The following is a 15,587-nucleotide window of genomic DNA, read 5'->3' as shown; positions in this document are numbered from 1 at the left end:
CGGAAACGCAACTCGTACGGTTTTACTCAAACGGTAGCGGTATAGCCTGATCCCGGGGCGGGCCTTCCCCTTTTCGGGCGGCTCGGTTAACACCGCCGGCGCACAGGCAAGGCCCGGGGGACCCCGCATGAAGTTCACGCTGTCGTGGCTGAAGGAGCATCTCGAGACTGACGCCTCGGTCGACGAGATCGCCGAGGCGCTGACGGATCTCGGGCTCGAGGTCGAGGAAGTCTCGAACCCGGCGGAGAAGCTCAGGGGCTTCACCATCGGCCGCGTGCTCAAGGCCGAGCAGCATCCCGATGCCGACCGGCTGCGCGTCTGCCAGGTCGAGACCGACCAGGGCGAGAAGCAGATCATCTGCGGCGCGCCCAATGCGCGCGAGGGGATCCGCGTCGTGGTCGCCCACCCCGGCACCTACATCCCCGGCATCGACACGACGATCCAGGTGGGGAAGATCAGGGGCGTCGAGAGCCACGGCATGATGTGCTCGGAGCGCGAGATGCAGCTCTCGGACGAGCACGAGGGGATCATCGAGCTGCCCTCGGGCGAAGTGGGCGAGAGCTTCACCGACTGGCTGGCGGCGAACGAGCCGGCCAAGGTCGACCCGGTGATCGAGATCGCGATCACGCCGAACCGGCCCGACGCGCTGGGCGTCCACGGAATCGCGCGCGACCTTGCGGCGCGGGGGCTGGGGCGGTTCAAGCCCTACGTGGCGCCGGTGGTCCAGGGCGCGTTCCCCAGCCCGATCAATGTGAGCATCGACGAGGATACGCGCGCTGGCTGCCCGCTGTTCACCGGGCGCGTCATCCGGGGGGTGAAGAACGGCCCGAGCCCGGCATGGCTGCAGGACCGGCTGCGCGCCATTGGCCTCCGGCCGATCTCGGCGCTGGTCGACATCACCAACTTCTTCACCTTCGACATGAACCGGCCGCTGCATGTCTTCGACGCGAGCAAGGTCAGGGGCGACCTGCGCATCCACCGGGCCAGCGGCGGCGAGACGCTGGAGGCGCTCGACGAGCGGACCTACACGTTCGAGCCGGGCATGATGGTGATATCGGACGCCGAGGGGCCGGAGAGCATCGCCGGCGTGATGGGCGGCGAGGCGACCGGGGTGACTGAAGCCACGACCGACGTGTTCCTCGAAAGCGCGTATTGGGACCCGGTGACGATCGCCCGCACCGGGCGGGCGCTGAAGGTCGGATCGGACGCGCGCTACCGGTTCGAGCGGGGGGTGGACCCCGCCTTCACGCTGCCGGGGCTCGAGGCGGCGACGAAGATGGTGCTGGACCTCTGCGGCGGCGAGGCGTCCGAGGTGGTGCAGGCCGGCGCGGTGCCGCCGGACGACCGTTCCTACCGACTTGACCCTGCGCGCACGGCGTCTCTGGTGGGCCTCGACATCCCGGCGGAGGAGCAGCGCGAGACGCTCCTGAAGCTAGGCTTCTGGTTCGACGGCGACATGGTCTTTCCGCCGAGCTGGCGGCCCGACGTGCAGGGCGAGGCGGATCTGGTCGAGGAGGTCGCGCGCGTGGCGTCGCTGAGCCAGCTTGAGGGCGTGCCAATGCCGCGGCCACGACCGGGGGTGCCGGCGCCGATGCTGACGCCAATGCAGCGGCGCGAGCGGGCGGCGCGGCGGACGGCGGCGGCGCTCGGCTACAACGAGTGCGTGACCTACAGCTTCATCGACCGCGAGAGCGCGGCGCTCTTCGGCGGCGGGACAGAGGCCGCGCGGCTCGAGAATCCGATCTCGTCGGAGATGAGCCACATGCGGCCCGACTTGCTGCCCGGCCTCCTTCAGGCGGCGGCGCGGAACCAGGCGCGCGGCTTCGCTGACCTCGCGCTCTTCGAGGTGGGACCGGTCTTCAGGGGCGGCGAGCCGGAGGACCAGCGGCTGCAGCTTGCCGGCGTGCTCGTCGGCGCCACCGGGCCGCGTGATCCGCACGGCCAGCGGCGGCCGGTCGACGTCTTCGACGCGAAGGCCGATGCCGAGGCGATCCTCGCCGCGCTCGGCGCGCCGGCAAAGGCACAGGTCCTGCGCGACACAGACGGCTGGTGGCATCCCGGCCGGTCCGGCCGGATCGCTCTCGGGCCGAAGAAGACGCTTGCGACATTCGGCGAGGTGAATCCGAAGGTGCTGCGGACACTCGGCATCAAGGGCGCGACGGTCGCTTTCACGATCCACCCCGAAGAGGTGCCGCTGCCGCGTAACCAGGGTGCAACGCGCCCGGCGCTGGAGCTGAGCGACCTGCAGGCGGTCGAGCGCGACTTCGCCTTCGTCGTCGACCGCACTACGGAGGCGGCGACGCTGGTGAACGCCGCGCTGGGCGCCGACAGGACGCTGATCGAGACGGCGCGGATCTTCGACGAATTCACCGGTTCCAAGGCCGAGGCGCAGATGGAAGAGGGCAAGAAGTCGCTGGCGCTGACCGTCCGCCTCCAGCCGCGCGAGGCGACGCTGAAGGAGGACGAGATCGAGGCGGTCTCGCGCAGGATCATCGATAAGGTCGTCGCGGCGACGGGTGGCACGCTGCGCGGCTAGAGCCTGCGGCGTGCACCAGCCTTGCGTCACCGGCCGATGTCGCGCGATTCAGCGGCGCTGGGTGTCGCGGCGCGCACTCGCAGACGTCGTTGCAGGCCCGCGACAGGACTTGGCCGCATCGGAAGCCCCGTGGCAATGTGGCCTTCTGGCGGCGGCGACCATGGGCTACTGTGAGCGCAGGGACAGGCTTGGAGAGGCTCATGCTGCAGGAGTTCCGCGAATTCATCGCCCGCGGCAACGTCATGGACATGGCGGTCGGCATCATCGTCGGTGCCGCATTCACCGCCATCGTGACGTCGCTCGTCGGCGACCTCATCAACCCGATCATTGCGATCTTCACCGGCGGGATCGACTTCTCGGGATGGTTCTACGTGCTCGGTGACGGCCAGTACGCCAGCCTGGAGGAGGCGCGAACCTCGGGCGAGCCGGTGTTCGCCGTCGGCGCCTTCCTTATGGCGGTCATCAATTTCCTGATCGTTGCCTTCGCCGTATTCATGCTGGTGAAGATGGTGAACCGCATCAAGCAGGCAACCGAACGCAAAGCGCAGGAAGAGGCGACGGCGGAGGAGCCGGCCGGCCCCTCGGAAAAGGAGATCCTGATCGAGATCCGCGACGCGCTGCGCGGCCGCGCGGTCTGACACCCGCGTATTCGCCTCAACTTGAAACCAAGCGCGCCGTTGTGGTCCACGCTGTGCCGCAATCTTGTCACGATCTGCGGCAACTTCGGCGGCCGGGGAAGCGATCCCCGGCTGTCGGAGTACGACCATGCCCTGGCCGGAGCGCCTGTCGCCGCGAGATGTGCTCGCACCGCTCGTCATCCTTGGAACCGCGCTGGCGGCTCCATCCGCCGATGCGGGCGCATTCCTCGGCGCACGCATGGCCGTCGATCCGCCATCTGGAGCGCAGGCACTGTGCCAGACCTACGACTGGGCGTGCGCGCGCTCGGCAGCGTCGGCTCCGCTGACGCCTGAGCAGGTCGACGTGGCGAAGCGGGTCTCGCGCGCAGTCAACCAGCAATTCCGCGAGATCAGCGACCAATCGCAGTACGGTCGCGAGGAGGTCTGGGCGCTGCCGACCTCGCGCGGCGGTGACTGCGAGGACTTCGCGCTGATCAAGAAGCGCGAACTCATCGCGCGAGGTCTGCCGGCCGACCGACTGATGCTCGCCTCCGTTCTCGACCGGAAGAGGAAGTCCCACGCGGTCTTGGTAATCCGCACCGAGAGCGGCGACCTCGTGCTCGACAATCTCACGGACAGGGTCCTGCCGTGGCACCGCACTGGCTACATGTTCTTGCGGATGCAGAACCCGCAGGACGCTGCCGGCTGGGTCGCGGTGCTGGAGGGCTGAACTGGCGCGAAAGGCGCCTCTCAGCCCTCGGCCCTCGCTTCAGCCTCTCGGGCTCTCGTCGTCGTTGGCGCCGTGGCCGCGCCCGGGACTGGCACCCTCGGAGCCGTTGCCGTGGCCGTTGTTGCCTTTCGAGCCGCCCTTGCCTTTGTCGGTCCCGTTCCCGTTGGACTTGCCGTTGCCGTTGCCGTTGCCGTTGCCGTTGTTTCCGGAACCGCTGGTGACGTCGTTTCCGCCCGTCGGGTTGCCGCCCGTCGCCGGATCAGACGGCTCGAAGGACGGAGTGGCCGGTTCAACTTGGCCACCGGACCCGCCGTAGTCGGGCGCACCCTCTCCAGCCGACGGTGCGTCTCCGCCAGCCGAGGGGATTTCGCCAGCGGAGGAGCTGTCCTCGGTGCCGGATGCGTCGCCTGCGTCGTCCGTGGTGTCTGTGTTGCGAGACGATCCTTCGGTGCCGCCGTCCGCGCCTTCGGAACCGGTGTGAGGCGCAGCGGAATCAACACTCGTATCGGTCTGCGCGTCCGGAGCAGAGAGGTCGCTTCCGGGTCCGGCAAGTTCGGCTTCATCGGTTGCACCGGCCGCGCCATCGCCAGGCTGTTCCGACTCCGGCTGCTCGATCCCAGGAGTGGCAGCGTCGACCACCGGCTGCTCCGGCGTGGTCACGGCAGGGGTCGACGGTGCGAACAGTGCGGCGAGCCAGTTGCTGCGCCCCGGCTCATCCTCACGTCCGGGATTCGTGTCGTTCGTCGCCGAGCCGCCGATCGTGCCGGTGGCGAGGTCGGTCATGGCCAGCGCCGCTTCCGGGCAGGCGTTCATCATGTAGCGGAGCATGGCATCGTAGTCGCGCATGCGGCTCGCGCGCCGCGCGTCCAGCGGCGTCATCGGCTCCATGCGGCAGTAGCGGTTCCACTCTTCGACGCCCTGTGCGGCGGCGTCCGACGCCAGGATTAAGCCGCCAACGAGCGTGGCGGCGAGAAGGATGGCAGGCTTTCGGTTCATTCTGAACACTCCGGGGCTGGTATCGCAGAGGTGGCGTCCTGCCCCTCCGACGGCTCGCGCCCTACCGCCGGTTGCTTAACGTGCGCTTGAGCGTGACGGGCGCGGCATGAGACCTTGTGGAGGGCGTGCCCCGGGAACGACAAACCCCCGGGCTGGCTGCCGCGGGGGTCGTCTGTCGGGGCTCAGGCCCCGTAAAGCGCCGGTGATGCTCAGAGCATCCCTTCGCGCTGTGCCTTCTTGCGTGCGAGCTTGCGCGCGCGCCGAACGGCTTCGGCTCGCTTGCGCGCCTTCTCCTCGGACGGCTTTTCGAAATGCTGCCTTAGCTTCATCTCGCGGAACACGCCCTCGCGCTGCAACTTCTTCTTCAGGGCGCGGAGCGCCTGATCGACGTTGTTGTCGCGAACACTGACCTGCATGTGGTTGTCACCACCTTTCCGGTTGGAGTTGCGTTGGTCTGCAGGAGGTGGCCCTATAGCAAAGCGCCTCTAGCTTGTCCACCGCACGATAAGGGAGCAGGAGATGCCGAGCAGCACCGACGACGTCAGAGACCGCCTGCTGGACGCGGCCCTTGTGCACGTGCCGTTCGACGGATGGTCCGAGACGACCTTCAGGGCCGCCTGCCGCGATGCGGGTATCGACCGGGACCGGGCGCGGCTCGCTTTCCCGCGCGGATCTGTCGACCTCGCGCTGGCTTTCCACCGGCGTGGGGACGCGGCGATGGTTGCGCGGCTGAAGTCCGAGGATCTGGGCCACCTCCGTTTTCGCGACAAGATCGCGGCCGCCGTGCGCTACCGGATCGAGGCGGTCGAGGATCGCGAGGCAGTGCGCCGCGGCACGACCCTCTTCGCGCTGCCGCAGTATGCCGCCGACGGCGCTCGAGCGATCTGGAACACGGCGGACGCGATCTGGACGGCGCTCGGCGACACGTCCGAGGATGCGAACTGGTACACCAAGCGTGCGACGCTCTCGGGCGTCTACGGCTCGACGGTGCTCTACTGGCTGGGCGACGACAGTCTGAATCATCAGGACACCTGGGGATTTCTCGACCGCCGCATCGACGACGTGATGAGCTTCGAGAAGATGAAGGGCTCGATCAACGACAATTCGGCGCTGCGACCGCTGATGGCGGTGCCGAACTGGCTGATGAGCCGGATTCGCGCGCCCTCGGCGGCACGGCGCGACGACCTGCCGGGCGGATCGTCCTTCGGAGCTTCCGGTGAGTGACCTGCCGGCCCGAATGCGGGTGATCGAGATCTCACGTCCCGGCGGACCCGAGGTGCTGGTCGAGGCCGACCGCGAGGTGCCGCATCCCGCCCACGGGCAGATCCTCATCAAGGTGGCCTGGGCGGGCGTGAACCGTCCCGACGCGGCGCAGCGGGCCGGGCAATACGCCCCGCCGCCGGGCGCGTCGGACCTGCCGGGGCTGGAGGCATCGGGCGTGGTCGCGGCCGTCGGAACCGGCGCTGCGGAGTGGTCGGTCGGCGACCAGGTGTGCGCGCTGCTGCCGGGGGGCGGATACGCCGAGTACGTCGCCACACCCGCGGCCCACGTGCTGCCGGTGCCGCCGGGGATGGGACTGCGCGAGGCGGCCTGCCTGCCCGAGACGTTATTCACCGTCTGGACCAACGTCTTCGACCGCGGTCGGCTGCGGGCGGGGGAGCGCTTTCTCGTGCACGGCGGCTCGTCGGGTATCGGCACTACGGCGATCCAGGTCGCGCACCAGTTCGGCGCCCGTGTCTTCGCCACGGCGGGAACGGCCGAGAAGTGCGCCGCCTGCGAGAAGCTTGGCGCGGAGCGCGCCATCAACTACCGCGAGGAGGATTTCGTCGAGATCGTCCGCGCGGAGGGCGGCGCGGACCTGATTCTCGATATGGTCGGCGGCGACTACCTGCCGCGAAACCTCAAGGCACTCGCGGACGATGGCCGGCTGGTCCAGATCGCGCTGCTCGGCGGCGCCAAGGTCGAGCTGCCGCTGGCGCAGGTCATGATGCGCCGGCTGACTATCACCGGCTCCACCCTCAGGCCGCAGTCGGACCTTGCCAAGGCGCAGATCGCCGAGGCGCTGAAGAGCGAGATCTGGCCGCTTCTCGCTTCCCGCAAGGTCGCGCCGGTGATGGACTCGCAGTTCCCGCTCGCCGAGGCAGCGAAGGCACACGAACGGATGGAGAGCTCCGCCCACATCGGCAAGATCGTTCTGGAGGTGGCCGGCGGCTGAGGCCGGCCACCCGCGTCACGCGGTGAGGAGCGTGGATGCCACCAGCGCAAGGCGCGCCTGCCGCGTCTCCAGGCTGCGGCGGTGCGCGCGCCAGATCGCCCGGCCCATCTCCGGCATCAGCGGCATCAGCCAGGCCGCCGCCCATCCTGGCATCCCGCGCCGGCCAAGTGCCGCCGCAAGGCCGTGGATGCCGTAGAAGTCTCCGGGCACGAGGTCGAGCCGCACCTCGGTGCGGCGCAGCAACGTCGCGAGTTCGGCAACGGCTGCGGGTGCAGGCGGAAACGGGTCATTCGCACCCGTGTCCGAAGGCACGGTGTCATACGGACTCACGGCGCGGCTGACCGCGTCGCGCCCGTTCCCGCGCCGGACCAGCCAGCAGAAGTGACCGTCGTCGTCGATGGCGCGATAGACGAGCACCCCGGCCGTGGGGCAGAAAAGGTGCTCCGGATCATACCAGACGTCCAGCGTGAGGTGGCGCGCCATCCGCTCGGGCGAAGGCGGCGACTTTCCGAACGGAACGGGGCGGTTTGCGGCAAGTATTGCGCGGGCGACTCTGGCGTCGGATGTAATGGTCGGCATCGCTTCAAGCCTTCATCTGAATAGCCCTTTGCTAAGCCTTACGCGGGGACCGCGACAGTCGGGTAAACATTACCTTAAGGAAGATGGAGTGTTCGAGCCTTCAGCGGCTGCCGATCGGCAGCATGAGCGCATCGCCGAGCGCGCAGTCGCGGCGCACGTCCGGGGCACATGCGCGCGGTTTGAGATCGGGTGAGAGGCAGAGCCGCGCCTCCTGAATAAGGCCGTCACGGCAAGTGATCGTCACCATGTCCGCCGTCCAGTCCGGGTTGTCCCGCAGGAACGCCTCCTCGACGACCGACGCAGGCAGGCGCACCGGCTCGTCGAGCTGTCGCAGGACCTCGGGTCGCACCACGTTGCCCCATGCCTCCCGTGCCGCCGCGAAATAGTCGGCGGGGTCGACGCCGGCGCAGCGCCCGTGCTTGCGCCACTGGTACCAGGCGAGGCCGTCCGAGCCCATGATGTCGGCCATTGCCGCCGTCTCGTCACGCGACGGGTCGCGCGCGCCGGTGGGGCAGTCGCTGGGCCAGCCCTGCTCGTACTGTGGCCAGAGGCCGTGCAGCGTCCACCCGGCCTCGCGGTCGCACTGCGGCGAGTCGCCACCCTCAAGCGTACACCATGTCGGCTGCCAACTCATCGCCAGCACGTAGTAGTCGAAGTCGCCCGCCTGCTCTCCCGCGGCGAAAGCGGGTAGGGCGCAAAATGCCAGCAGCGCTGTCAGACGCATTTGTCGCTTCCCTCCCGCGGCCTGGGCGACTATATGGCACCCAAGTTCCCCGAAATCGCGGATCGGGTCCAGTCGGACCAGCGGATTTCACCGGCTGGGGAAGTCTTGCCAGAGGAGACATCACATGCAGGGCAAACCGCTCATGGCAAAGGCGACCGCCGTCTGGCTGGTCGACAACACGACGCTCAGCTTCAAGCAGATCGCCGAGTTCTGCGGTCTGCACGAGCTGGAGGTGCAGGGCATTGCAGACGGCGACGTGGCGCAAGGCGTCAAGGGCTTCGATCCGATCCAGAACAACCAGCTCGACCCGATCGAGATCGAGAGGGGCGAGAAGGACACCGACTACAGGCTCAAGCTGAAGTTTAATGCCGCCGCCCTCGGAGAGGAAAAGCGGCGCGGCCCTCGGTACACCCCGCTGTCCAAGCGCCAGGACCGTCCCGCCGCCATTCTGTGGCTGGTCAAGTTCCACCCGGAGCTGACGGACGGCCAGATCGGCAAGCTCGTCGGCACCACCAAGCCCACGATCCAGTCGATCCGTGACCGCACGCACTGGAACATCTCGAACATCCAGCCCATCGATCCGGTTGCGCTTGGCCTCTGCAAGCAGACCGAGCTCGACTCGGCTGTGCAGAAGGCCGCGCAGAAGAAGGCCGAGGAGGGTGCGGTCATGTCCGATGACGAACGGCGCAAGCTGGTCTCGACGGAGCAGTCGCTTGCCGCCTCGCCCGAGCCGAAGATCCCGTCGTCGATCGCCGGCCTCGAGACTTTCACGCTCTCCGACACCGGCGAGGAGTACAAGGAAGACGACCGCGAGGTGCCGGACGCGGAGAGCCTCTTCAACCTTCCGAACGATGCCTCGGACGAGGACGAGGACGAGGACGACCGCGGCTCACGCTGACGCTTTCCGACTGGCCGCCGCGATGATGCGGCGGTCTTCGGACCACGGTACTCATTCCCCCAATGGCTGCTGTTCAGACTGCGCGGCGGGCTCTCAGCGCTGCGCCGATGGTGCCGTCGTCAAGGAAGTCGAGCTCGCCCCCCACCGGCACGCCCTGCCCGAGCGTGGTGACGCTGGCGCGCCCCTCCAGCAAGTCGGCGATGTAGTGGGCCGTCGTCTGCCCGTCGACCGTGGCGCCGAGCGCGAGGATCACCTCGGTCACGCCCTCCTCGTCGATGCGCTGGGCGAGGCGGGGCAGGCCGAGCTCGTCCGGACCCATGGCGTCGAGCGCAGACAGCACGCCGCCGAGAACGTGGTAGCGGCCGCGAAAGACGCCCGCCCGCTCCATCGCCCAGAGGTCGGCCACGTCCTCGACCACACAGATCTCGCCGGTGGCGCGGGCGGGATCGGCGCAGATGTCGCAGAGCTCGGTCGTGCCGATGTTGCCGCAGCGGACGCATTCCCGGGCTGTGGCGGCGACCTTCTGCATCGCCTCGGCCAGCGGGGCGAGTTGCACGGCGCGCTTCTTGACGAGGTGCAGCACGGCGCGGCGGGCCGAGCGGGGGCCGAGTCCCGGCAGGCGGGCCATCAGCTCGATCAGGCGCTCGATCTCGCGCGTGGCCTCGCCCATCGGTGCGCCTAGAACGGCAGCTTCATGTCGGCGGGCAGGCCGAGCTCCTCGGTCAGCTTGCGCATCTCCTCCTTGGACCGCTCCTGCGCCCGGGCCTGCGCGTCCTTGATGGCGGCAAGTATCAGATCCTCCACGACTTCCTTCTGGTCCTTGTCGAAGATCGAAGGGTCGATGTCGAGCGCGGTCAGCTCGCCCTTGGCCGTGGCTGTGGCCTTTACCAGGCCCGTGCCGCTTTCGCCGGTGACGGTGATCGACCGCAGCTCGTCCTGCAGGGCGGTCATCTTGCCCTGCATGTCCTGCGCGGCCTTCATCATCTTGGCCATGTCGCCGAGGCCGCCCATTCCCTTGAACATCGTCTCGCTCCTTCGGTGAGGTCGGCGCCGGTGATACGCCGTGGGCAGCGTCGTCACAAGCGCGGTAGGGGGCACGGGACGTACAGATCGCGTGCATACGCCGTGCATACGCGGATGCTCAGTCCTCGAACGGATCCCAGTCGTCGTCCGCCTCGGGCAGGGCCGCGTCCTCGGCCTCGGCCGTCGCCGCCTCGGGCGAGCGGATGGCGGAGATTTCCGCATCCGGGAATGCCGCTAGCACCGCCTGCACCAGCGGCAGCTCGCGCGCACGCGCGCGCGCCTCGTCGGCCTCACGATCGCGAGTCTCGGCGATGGTGCGGCCGCCGCCGGTCGAGGTCACGCTGACCGCCCAGCGTACCCCGGTCCAGGCCTGGAGACGCTGGCCGAGCTGCTGCGCCAAGTCACGCGGGGCGGCATCGGTCGGCTGGAACTCGATTCGGCCGGGCGCGTAGGAGACGAGCCGCAGGTTCGTCTCCACCTCGACCAACAGGCGCACGTCGCGGTTGGCGCGGATCAGCTCGACCACCTGCTCGAACTTGCCAAAGCGGGCGAGGGCGGTCGCGGGCTCGACTGCGAGCGCCGCCGCAGGTCCGCCGCCGGAGCGGGGCGCCTGCGCCGCCCGCGCCTGCACGGCGGCCGCGCCGGGCGACGGGGCCGGTGCACCCGAGGGCGAATGGGGCGCGGGCGGCGGGGCTTCCTGCAGCTTGCGCACCAGCTCCTCGGGCGAGGGCAGGTCGGCGACGTGGGTCAGGCGGATGATCGCCATCTCGGCCGCCATCATCGCGTTGGGCGCAGCCGCGACCTCTTCCAGCGCCTTGAGCAGCATCTGCCATGTCCGTGTCAGCACCCGCATCGGCAGGCGGTCGGCCATGTCCTGACCGCGGGCGCGGATGTCGGGACCGATCGTGGGGTCATCCGCGGCCTCGGGCGTGATCTTCACCACGCTCAGCCAGTGGGTGATCTCTGCGAGGTCGCGCAGCACCGCCATCGGATCGGCGCCGTCGGCATACTGCGACGAGAGCTCGGTCAGCGCGCCCCCCGCGTCGCCCTGCATCACCAGATCGAAGAGGTCGAGCACGCGGCCCCGGTCGGCGAGGCCCAGCATCGCGCGCACCTCATCCGCCGTCGTCTCGCCGTGGCCGTGGGCGATGGCCTGGTCCATCAGACTCATCGCGTCGCGGACGGAGCCCTCTGCGGCGCGGGTGATCAGTGCCAGGGCCTCCTGCGCGATTCCGGCGCCCTCGGCCTCGGCCACGTGGGCGAGGTGGGCGATCATCGTCTCAGGCTCGATCCGGCGCAGGTCGAACCGCTGGCAGCGACTGAGCACGGTGACCGGGACCTTGCGGATCTCGGTCGTGGCGAAGATGAACTTCACATGTTCCGGCGGTTCCTCGAGCGTCTTGAGGAGCGCGTTGAACGCGCTCGTCGAGAGCATGTGGACCTCGTCCACGATGTAGATCTTGTAGCGCGCCGAAGCCGCGCGGTAGCGGACGCTGTCGATGATCTCGCGCACGTCGCCGACGCCGGTGCGGCTCGCCGCGTCCATCTCGAGCACGTCGACGTGTCGCCCCTCGGCGATCGCGACGCAGTGCTCGCAGACGCCGCAGGGTTCGGTGGTGGGGCCGCCGGTGCCGTCGGCTCCGATACAGTTCAGGCCCTTGGCCACGATGCGCGCCGTGGTCGTCTTTCCGGTGCCGCGGATGCCCGTCAGGATGAAGGCATGCGCGATGCGGTCGGCGGCGAACGCGTTCTTGAGCGTGCGGACCATCGCGTCCTGCCCGATCAGGTCGGCGAACGTCTGCGGCCGGTACTTGCGGGCCAGGACCTGGTAGGCGGGTTGCGGGGATTCGGTCATGTCGGTGGGCTGCGGCACCGGGCGACCCTAAGGCCGCTGACGGGTGCCGTCCACCGTCAGAGAAGCCACAGGATCGCTCCGACGCCGAGCGACGAGAGCGACAGGAGGATGGCGAGCGTCGTCATCCGCCGGCCGGACTGATCGCTGACCTCGTGGTTCTGTACGCGCTTGCCGGTGCGCCTGCCGTTATGCCACGCCGTCCAGAATATGTAGATCGCCGCTATGACGAAGACCGAGGCCGCGGCCTTGGCGATCCACGTCGGCTGCAGGTCGCGGAAAACCGCGTGGAGACCGAGCGCAACGGCAACGCTGGCCAGGCCGGTGCGCATCCAGCCGGCGAAGGTGCGCTCGTTGGCGAGCACGGTGCGGTCCTCGGCCCAATCGGTCCGCGCCTCGGCCCACTCGGTCTTCTTGCCGGGTTCGCTCATGCAGGCACCTTAGCGCCGCGCGACTTGATAGGGGAGGGGTGAGAGGCTGACAACGACCCGAGCACGGGCTCGTTACGGCTGCTTCCTTCCGGACCTGACCGGGTTGGCGAGGTGCCCGCCCGCGCCAACCTCTCGCCGCGCGATATACGCAGCGATGCCGCGTCCCGCAAGGCCGTGTCTGGTCAGGCCGGCACGAGATCCTGCATCCGCCGGGCGTCTTCGGCGGCGTAGGCCTTCTCGTCGTTGTCGAAGTACATGTAGACGTCGCGGCCCTCGGCGCGCCAGCGCCCGACCCACGCGGCCCAGTCCTGCAGGGTGTGGTCGTCGTAGGAGCCCTGGTAGGCGGCGCCGGGCCCGTGCAGGCGGACATAGACGAAATCCGCCGTCACGACGTTCGGGCTGAGGCGGCCGGCGAGGTGGTACTGGCAGAAGGCGAGGTTGCGCGACCGGAGGTAGTCGTAGACTTCCTCGCTCCACCAGCTCTCGTGGCGGAACTCGAACGCGTAGCGGTGCGGCGGCAGCAGGTCGGCGAAGGCAGCGAGACGCCCCATGTCGCAGCGGAAGTTCGGCGGGAGCTGGACGAGGAGCGGGCCAAGCTTCGGCTTCAGCTGGAAGATGCGGGGGAAGAAGATCGGGATGTGGATATCCGGCTCGCGCAGGCGCTTCCGGTGCGTGATGAAGCGGCTGACCTTGGCGGCGAAGACGAAGTCGTCCGGCGTCTCGTCGAGCCACGCCTGCATCGCCCGCGGCGTCGGCATCCGGTAGAAGCTGGCGTTGATCTCGACCGAGCGGAAGCTGCGGGCGTACTGCTGGAGCCGCGAGAGCTTGCGCTCCTCGCGCGGGTAGAAGCGGCCGAGCCAGTGGTCGTAGGTCCAGCCCGAGGTGCCGAAATGGACGCGCCCGCTCATGGGGCGGGAACGCGGCGGGAGACGCCGCGGTTCGGTGCCGGGGCCGGGCGGGTGCCGGCCCCGGCTGATCGTCAGAGGCGGATGCGGAAGCGGGCGAAGCCCTCCCGGACCTCGCTCGTCTCCTCGATCTCCACGCCGCGGACGTCGGCGATGTAGCGCGCGGCGTTCGGGCCGGTGTCGAACATGACCGTCGTGTCGGGCAGCGGGGCGAAGCGCCAGTTGGCATCGGCCGAAGGCTGGATCGTGCCTTGGTCGACGATGTAGCGGACGATGACGTCGCGGTTGGTGTCCGGCCCCTCGAAGACGGTGGTGGTGCCGTCGGCGCCGGGGAAGCTGCCGCCGCCGCCCGCGCGATAGTTGTTGGTGGCGACGATGAACTCCTGCTCAGGGTCGATCGGCTCGCCCTGCCAGGTCAGGTTCACGATCCGGTTGGCCTCGGGGTTCACGACATTGCCGTCGCGGTCGAACTTCGACGGCTGGCTGAGGTCGATCTGATACTCGACCCCGTCGATCACGTCGAAGTTGTAGGACGGGAAGTCGGGGTTCAGGAGCGTCGCGTCGGTCGCGCCGGGTTCGATCTGGTTGAACATGCCGGCGCTGCGCTCGAGCCAGTCCTTGACCTGCGCGCCGGTGATGCGCACTGCGCGGACCGTGTTGGGGTAGAGGTAGAGGTCGGCGACGTTCTTGATCGCGATGTCGCCCTCGGGGACATCGGTGTAGTAGTCCGGGCCGCCGCGGCCGCCCGCCTTGAACGGGGCGGCGGCGGAGAGGATCGGCAGCCCCTCGTGCTCGGTGCCCTGCATCATCTGCTCGATGTACCAGCGCTGGGCGTTCGAAACGATCTGCACCGAGGGGTCGTCCGCCACCAGCGCGAAGTAGGAGTAGAGCGGGGCGGCCGTGGTGCCGACGGCGCGGCGGATGTAGTCCAGCGTCGCCTGGTGCTCTTCCTCGACCGCCTCCAGAATCTCCTCCTGGCTCTCGACGGTCGGCACGACTTCGTTGGCGGCGTTGCGCTCGGAGATCGGGCGCACCGACGATTCGGTCGAAACGACGCGCCAGCCCTCGCCGTCGCGCTCGAGCATCAGGTCGATCACGCCGAGGTGGCTGCCCCAGAAGCCGGCCATCACGCCGGGCTTCCCCTCGATCGTGCCCGCCTCGTGGTCGACGCCGTCGAAGCCGACATAGTCCTCGCCCGGGAAGACGAGGTGACTGTGGCCGGTCATCACCGCATCGATGCCCGCGACGCGGGCGAGCGGGACCGAGGCGTTCTCCATGCCCGGCGTGTGCTCCTGCGAACCGATGCCCGAATGGCTGAGGGCGATGATGACGTCCGCCCCCTCCTCGCGCATGCGCGGGACCCAGGCCTCGGCCGTCTCGACGATGTCGCGGGCCTCGACGTTGCCCTCGAGGTGCTTGCGGTCCCAGGTCATGATCTGCGGCGGCACGAAGCCGATCAGGCCGACGCGGATCCGGTGCGCGTTGCCGGCGCCATCGGTGAGGTCGCGCTCGAGGATCACGTAGGGCGGCACCAGCGTCTCGTCCTGCGTCGGCGTCTCGCCGAGCGTGGTCGCGACGTTGGCCGAGACGATCGGGAAGTCGGCGCCCGAGACCGACGCCATCAGGAAGTCGAGCCCGTAGTTGAACTCGTGATTGCCAAGCGTGCCCGCGTCGTAGGCGAGCGTGTTCATCGCCTCGATCACCGGGTGCATCTGGCCTGCCGACATGCCCCGCTCGTAGGCGATGTAGTCGCCCATCGGGTTGCCCTGCAGGAAGTCGCCGTTGTCGAGCAGCATCGAGTTCGTGGCCTCGGCGCGGATGTCGGCGATGTGCGCGGCGGTTCGCGCGAGGCCCACCGTGTCGATCGCGCGGTCGCCGTAATAGTCGTAGGGATAGACGTGGACGTGCAGGTCCGTCGTCTCCATCAGGCGCAGGTGCGCCTGGTTCTCCTGCGCGAGCGCCGAATAGGGGTGCAGCACGGTCAGGGTGGTGCCGGCGGCACCTGCCACGAGGAACTCGCGGCGGCTCATCGGGAACGGGTTGCGCATTGAGTTCTCCGCAAAAGCTGGGGGCCTTCTTCT

Annotated in this window: 16 protein-coding genes and 1 other RNA gene; 6 read left to right on the top strand and 11 right to left on the bottom strand. The window is 68.9% G+C overall.

Annotated elements, in window-relative coordinates:
* The first annotated feature begins 127 nt into the window (after nt 1-127).
* The 3 genes from pheT (at nt 128) to JM664_RS02000 (ending at nt 3,883) form a co-directional block, all read left to right on the top strand.
* Nucleotides 128-2,536: a phenylalanine--tRNA ligase subunit beta gene (pheT, locus tag JM664_RS02010; protein WP_227418218.1), complete on the top strand. Its 2,409-nt coding sequence runs from the start codon at nt 128-130 to the stop codon at nt 2,534-2,536.
* Between the two features lie 200 nt (nt 2,537-2,736).
* Nucleotides 2,737-3,174, top strand: coding sequence for a large conductance mechanosensitive channel protein MscL (gene mscL, locus JM664_RS02005; RefSeq protein WP_227418217.1), 438 nt, complete (start codon nt 2,737-2,739; stop codon nt 3,172-3,174).
* Nucleotides 3,175-3,301: 127 nt separating this feature from the next.
* Nucleotides 3,302-3,883, top strand: a complete 582-nt coding sequence (locus JM664_RS02000) for a transglutaminase-like cysteine peptidase (RefSeq protein WP_227418216.1) — start codon at nt 3,302-3,304, stop codon at nt 3,881-3,883.
* Between the two features lie 39 nt (nt 3,884-3,922).
* Here JM664_RS02000 and JM664_RS01995 read toward each other — a convergent pair whose 3' ends face one another.
* Nucleotides 3,923-4,762, bottom strand: coding sequence for an ICP22 family protein (locus tag JM664_RS01995; RefSeq protein ID WP_227418215.1), 840 nt, complete (start codon nt 4,760-4,762; stop codon nt 3,923-3,925).
* A 326-nt stretch (nt 4,763-5,088) separates the two neighbouring features.
* Nucleotides 5,089-5,295: a 30S ribosomal protein S21 gene (gene rpsU / locus JM664_RS01990; protein WP_227418214.1), complete on the bottom strand. Its 207-nt coding sequence runs from the start codon at nt 5,293-5,295 to the stop codon at nt 5,089-5,091.
* 103 nt (nt 5,296-5,398) lie between these two features.
* Between rpsU and JM664_RS01985 the strand changes: the two genes are divergently transcribed.
* Both JM664_RS01985 and JM664_RS01980 read left to right on the top strand, forming a co-directional pair.
* Nucleotides 5,399-6,103: a COQ9 family protein gene (locus tag JM664_RS01985; RefSeq protein WP_227418213.1), complete on the top strand. Its 705-nt coding sequence runs from the start codon at nt 5,399-5,401 to the stop codon at nt 6,101-6,103.
* Nucleotides 6,104-6,116: 13 nt separating this feature from the next.
* Nucleotides 6,117-7,094 (top strand): NAD(P)H-quinone oxidoreductase, encoded by a 978-nt coding sequence (locus JM664_RS01980; protein ID WP_406675757.1) that lies wholly within the window; start codon nt 6,117-6,119, stop codon nt 7,092-7,094.
* Nucleotides 7,095-7,109: 15 nt separating this feature from the next.
* On the opposite strand, the gene JM664_RS01975 is transcribed toward JM664_RS01980, so the two are convergent.
* Complete coding sequence (locus JM664_RS01975) at nt 7,110-7,673, bottom strand: hypothetical protein (RefSeq protein ID WP_227418212.1); 564 nt, start codon at nt 7,671-7,673, stop codon at nt 7,110-7,112.
* A 100-nt stretch (nt 7,674-7,773) separates the two neighbouring features.
* Nucleotides 7,774-8,397, bottom strand: coding sequence for a ribonuclease T2 (locus JM664_RS01970; protein WP_227418211.1), 624 nt, complete (start codon nt 8,395-8,397; stop codon nt 7,774-7,776).
* 124 nt (nt 8,398-8,521) lie between these two features.
* On the opposite strand from JM664_RS01970, the gene JM664_RS01965 reads away from it, so the two are divergent.
* On the top strand, nt 8,522-9,295 hold the full coding sequence (locus JM664_RS01965) for a DUF1013 domain-containing protein (protein WP_227418210.1): 774 nt from the start codon (nt 8,522-8,524) through the stop codon (nt 9,293-9,295).
* A gap of 73 nt (nt 9,296-9,368) precedes the next feature.
* Here JM664_RS01965 and recR read toward each other — a convergent pair whose 3' ends face one another.
* From recR to JM664_RS01930, 7 genes are all read right to left on the bottom strand, one after another.
* On the bottom strand, nt 9,369-9,965 hold the full coding sequence (recR, locus tag JM664_RS01960) for a recombination mediator RecR (protein WP_227418209.1): 597 nt from the start codon (nt 9,963-9,965) through the stop codon (nt 9,369-9,371).
* An 8-nt stretch (nt 9,966-9,973) separates the two neighbouring features.
* Entirely contained in the window at nt 9,974-10,318 is a 345-nt protein-coding gene (locus tag JM664_RS01955) for a YbaB/EbfC family nucleoid-associated protein (protein ID WP_227418208.1), read from the bottom strand.
* A gap of 118 nt (nt 10,319-10,436) precedes the next feature.
* Nucleotides 10,437-12,173 carry a DNA polymerase III subunit gamma/tau gene (locus JM664_RS01950; protein ID WP_227418352.1) on the bottom strand — a complete coding sequence of 579 codons (1,737 nt, stop codon included), beginning with the start codon at nt 12,171-12,173 and terminating at the stop codon, nt 10,437-10,439.
* Between the two features lie 56 nt (nt 12,174-12,229).
* Entirely contained in the window at nt 12,230-12,601 is a 372-nt protein-coding gene (locus JM664_RS01945) for a YidH family protein (protein WP_227418207.1), read from the bottom strand.
* A gap of 36 nt (nt 12,602-12,637) precedes the next feature.
* An RNA gene (gene ffs / locus JM664_RS01940) (signal recognition particle sRNA small type) lies at nt 12,638-12,736 on the bottom strand.
* Between the two features lie 47 nt (nt 12,737-12,783).
* On the bottom strand, nt 12,784-13,509 hold the full coding sequence (locus JM664_RS01935) for a DUF72 domain-containing protein (protein ID WP_227418206.1): 726 nt from the start codon (nt 13,507-13,509) through the stop codon (nt 12,784-12,786).
* Between the two features lie 71 nt (nt 13,510-13,580).
* On the bottom strand, nt 13,581-15,554 hold the full coding sequence (locus JM664_RS01930) for a bifunctional 2',3'-cyclic-nucleotide 2'-phosphodiesterase/3'-nucleotidase (RefSeq protein ID WP_227418205.1): 1,974 nt from the start codon (nt 15,552-15,554) through the stop codon (nt 13,581-13,583).
* Nucleotides 15,555-15,587 lie beyond the last annotated feature (33 nt).

The sequence above is a fragment of the Roseitranquillus sediminis genome, from assembly GCF_016918935.1.
GTDB lineage: Bacteria > Pseudomonadota > Alphaproteobacteria > Rhodobacterales > Rhodobacteraceae > Roseitranquillus > Roseitranquillus sediminis.
Note: the sequence above shows the minus strand (reverse complement) of the source record. Positions and strands in the feature narration are given on the sequence as shown.

Bases quoted from the DNA above. Each gene is read 5' to 3' on its own strand.
- JM664_RS01970 (WP_227418211.1), bottom strand. From the start codon at position 8,397: ATGCGTCTGACAGCGCTGCTGGCATTTTGCGCCCTACCCGCTTTCGCC.
- recR (WP_227418209.1), bottom strand. From the start codon at position 9,965: ATGGGCGAGGCCACGCGCGAGATCGAGCGCCTGATCGAGCTGATGGCC.
- JM664_RS01945 (WP_227418207.1), bottom strand. From the start codon at position 12,601: ATGAGCGAACCCGGCAAGAAGACCGAGTGGGCCGAGGCGCGGACCGAT.
- JM664_RS01980 (WP_406675757.1), top strand. From the start codon at position 6,117: ATGCGGGTGATCGAGATCTCACGTCCCGGCGGACCCGAGGTGCTGGTC.
- JM664_RS01935 (WP_227418206.1), bottom strand. From the start codon at position 13,509: ATGAGCGGGCGCGTCCATTTCGGCACCTCGGGCTGGACCTACGACCAC.
- rpsU (WP_227418214.1), bottom strand. From the start codon at position 5,295: ATGCAGGTCAGTGTTCGCGACAACAACGTCGATCAGGCGCTCCGCGCC.
- JM664_RS01955 (WP_227418208.1), bottom strand. From the start codon at position 10,318: ATGTTCAAGGGAATGGGCGGCCTCGGCGACATGGCCAAGATGATGAAG.
- pheT (WP_227418218.1), top strand. From the start codon at position 128: ATGAAGTTCACGCTGTCGTGGCTGAAGGAGCATCTCGAGACTGACGCC.
- JM664_RS01930 (WP_227418205.1), bottom strand. From the start codon at position 15,554: ATGCGCAACCCGTTCCCGATGAGCCGCCGCGAGTTCCTCGTGGCAGGT.
- JM664_RS01975 (WP_227418212.1), bottom strand. From the start codon at position 7,673: ATGCCGACCATTACATCCGACGCCAGAGTCGCCCGCGCAATACTTGCC.
- mscL (WP_227418217.1), top strand. From the start codon at position 2,737: ATGCTGCAGGAGTTCCGCGAATTCATCGCCCGCGGCAACGTCATGGAC.
- JM664_RS02000 (WP_227418216.1), top strand. From the start codon at position 3,302: ATGCCCTGGCCGGAGCGCCTGTCGCCGCGAGATGTGCTCGCACCGCTC.
- JM664_RS01965 (WP_227418210.1), top strand. From the start codon at position 8,522: ATGCAGGGCAAACCGCTCATGGCAAAGGCGACCGCCGTCTGGCTGGTC.
- JM664_RS01995 (WP_227418215.1), bottom strand. From the start codon at position 4,762: ATGACGCCGCTGGACGCGCGGCGCGCGAGCCGCATGCGCGACTACGAT.
- JM664_RS01985 (WP_227418213.1), top strand. From the start codon at position 5,399: ATGCCGAGCAGCACCGACGACGTCAGAGACCGCCTGCTGGACGCGGCC.
- JM664_RS01950 (WP_227418352.1), bottom strand. From the start codon at position 12,173: ATGACCGAATCCCCGCAACCCGCCTACCAGGTCCTGGCCCGCAAGTAC.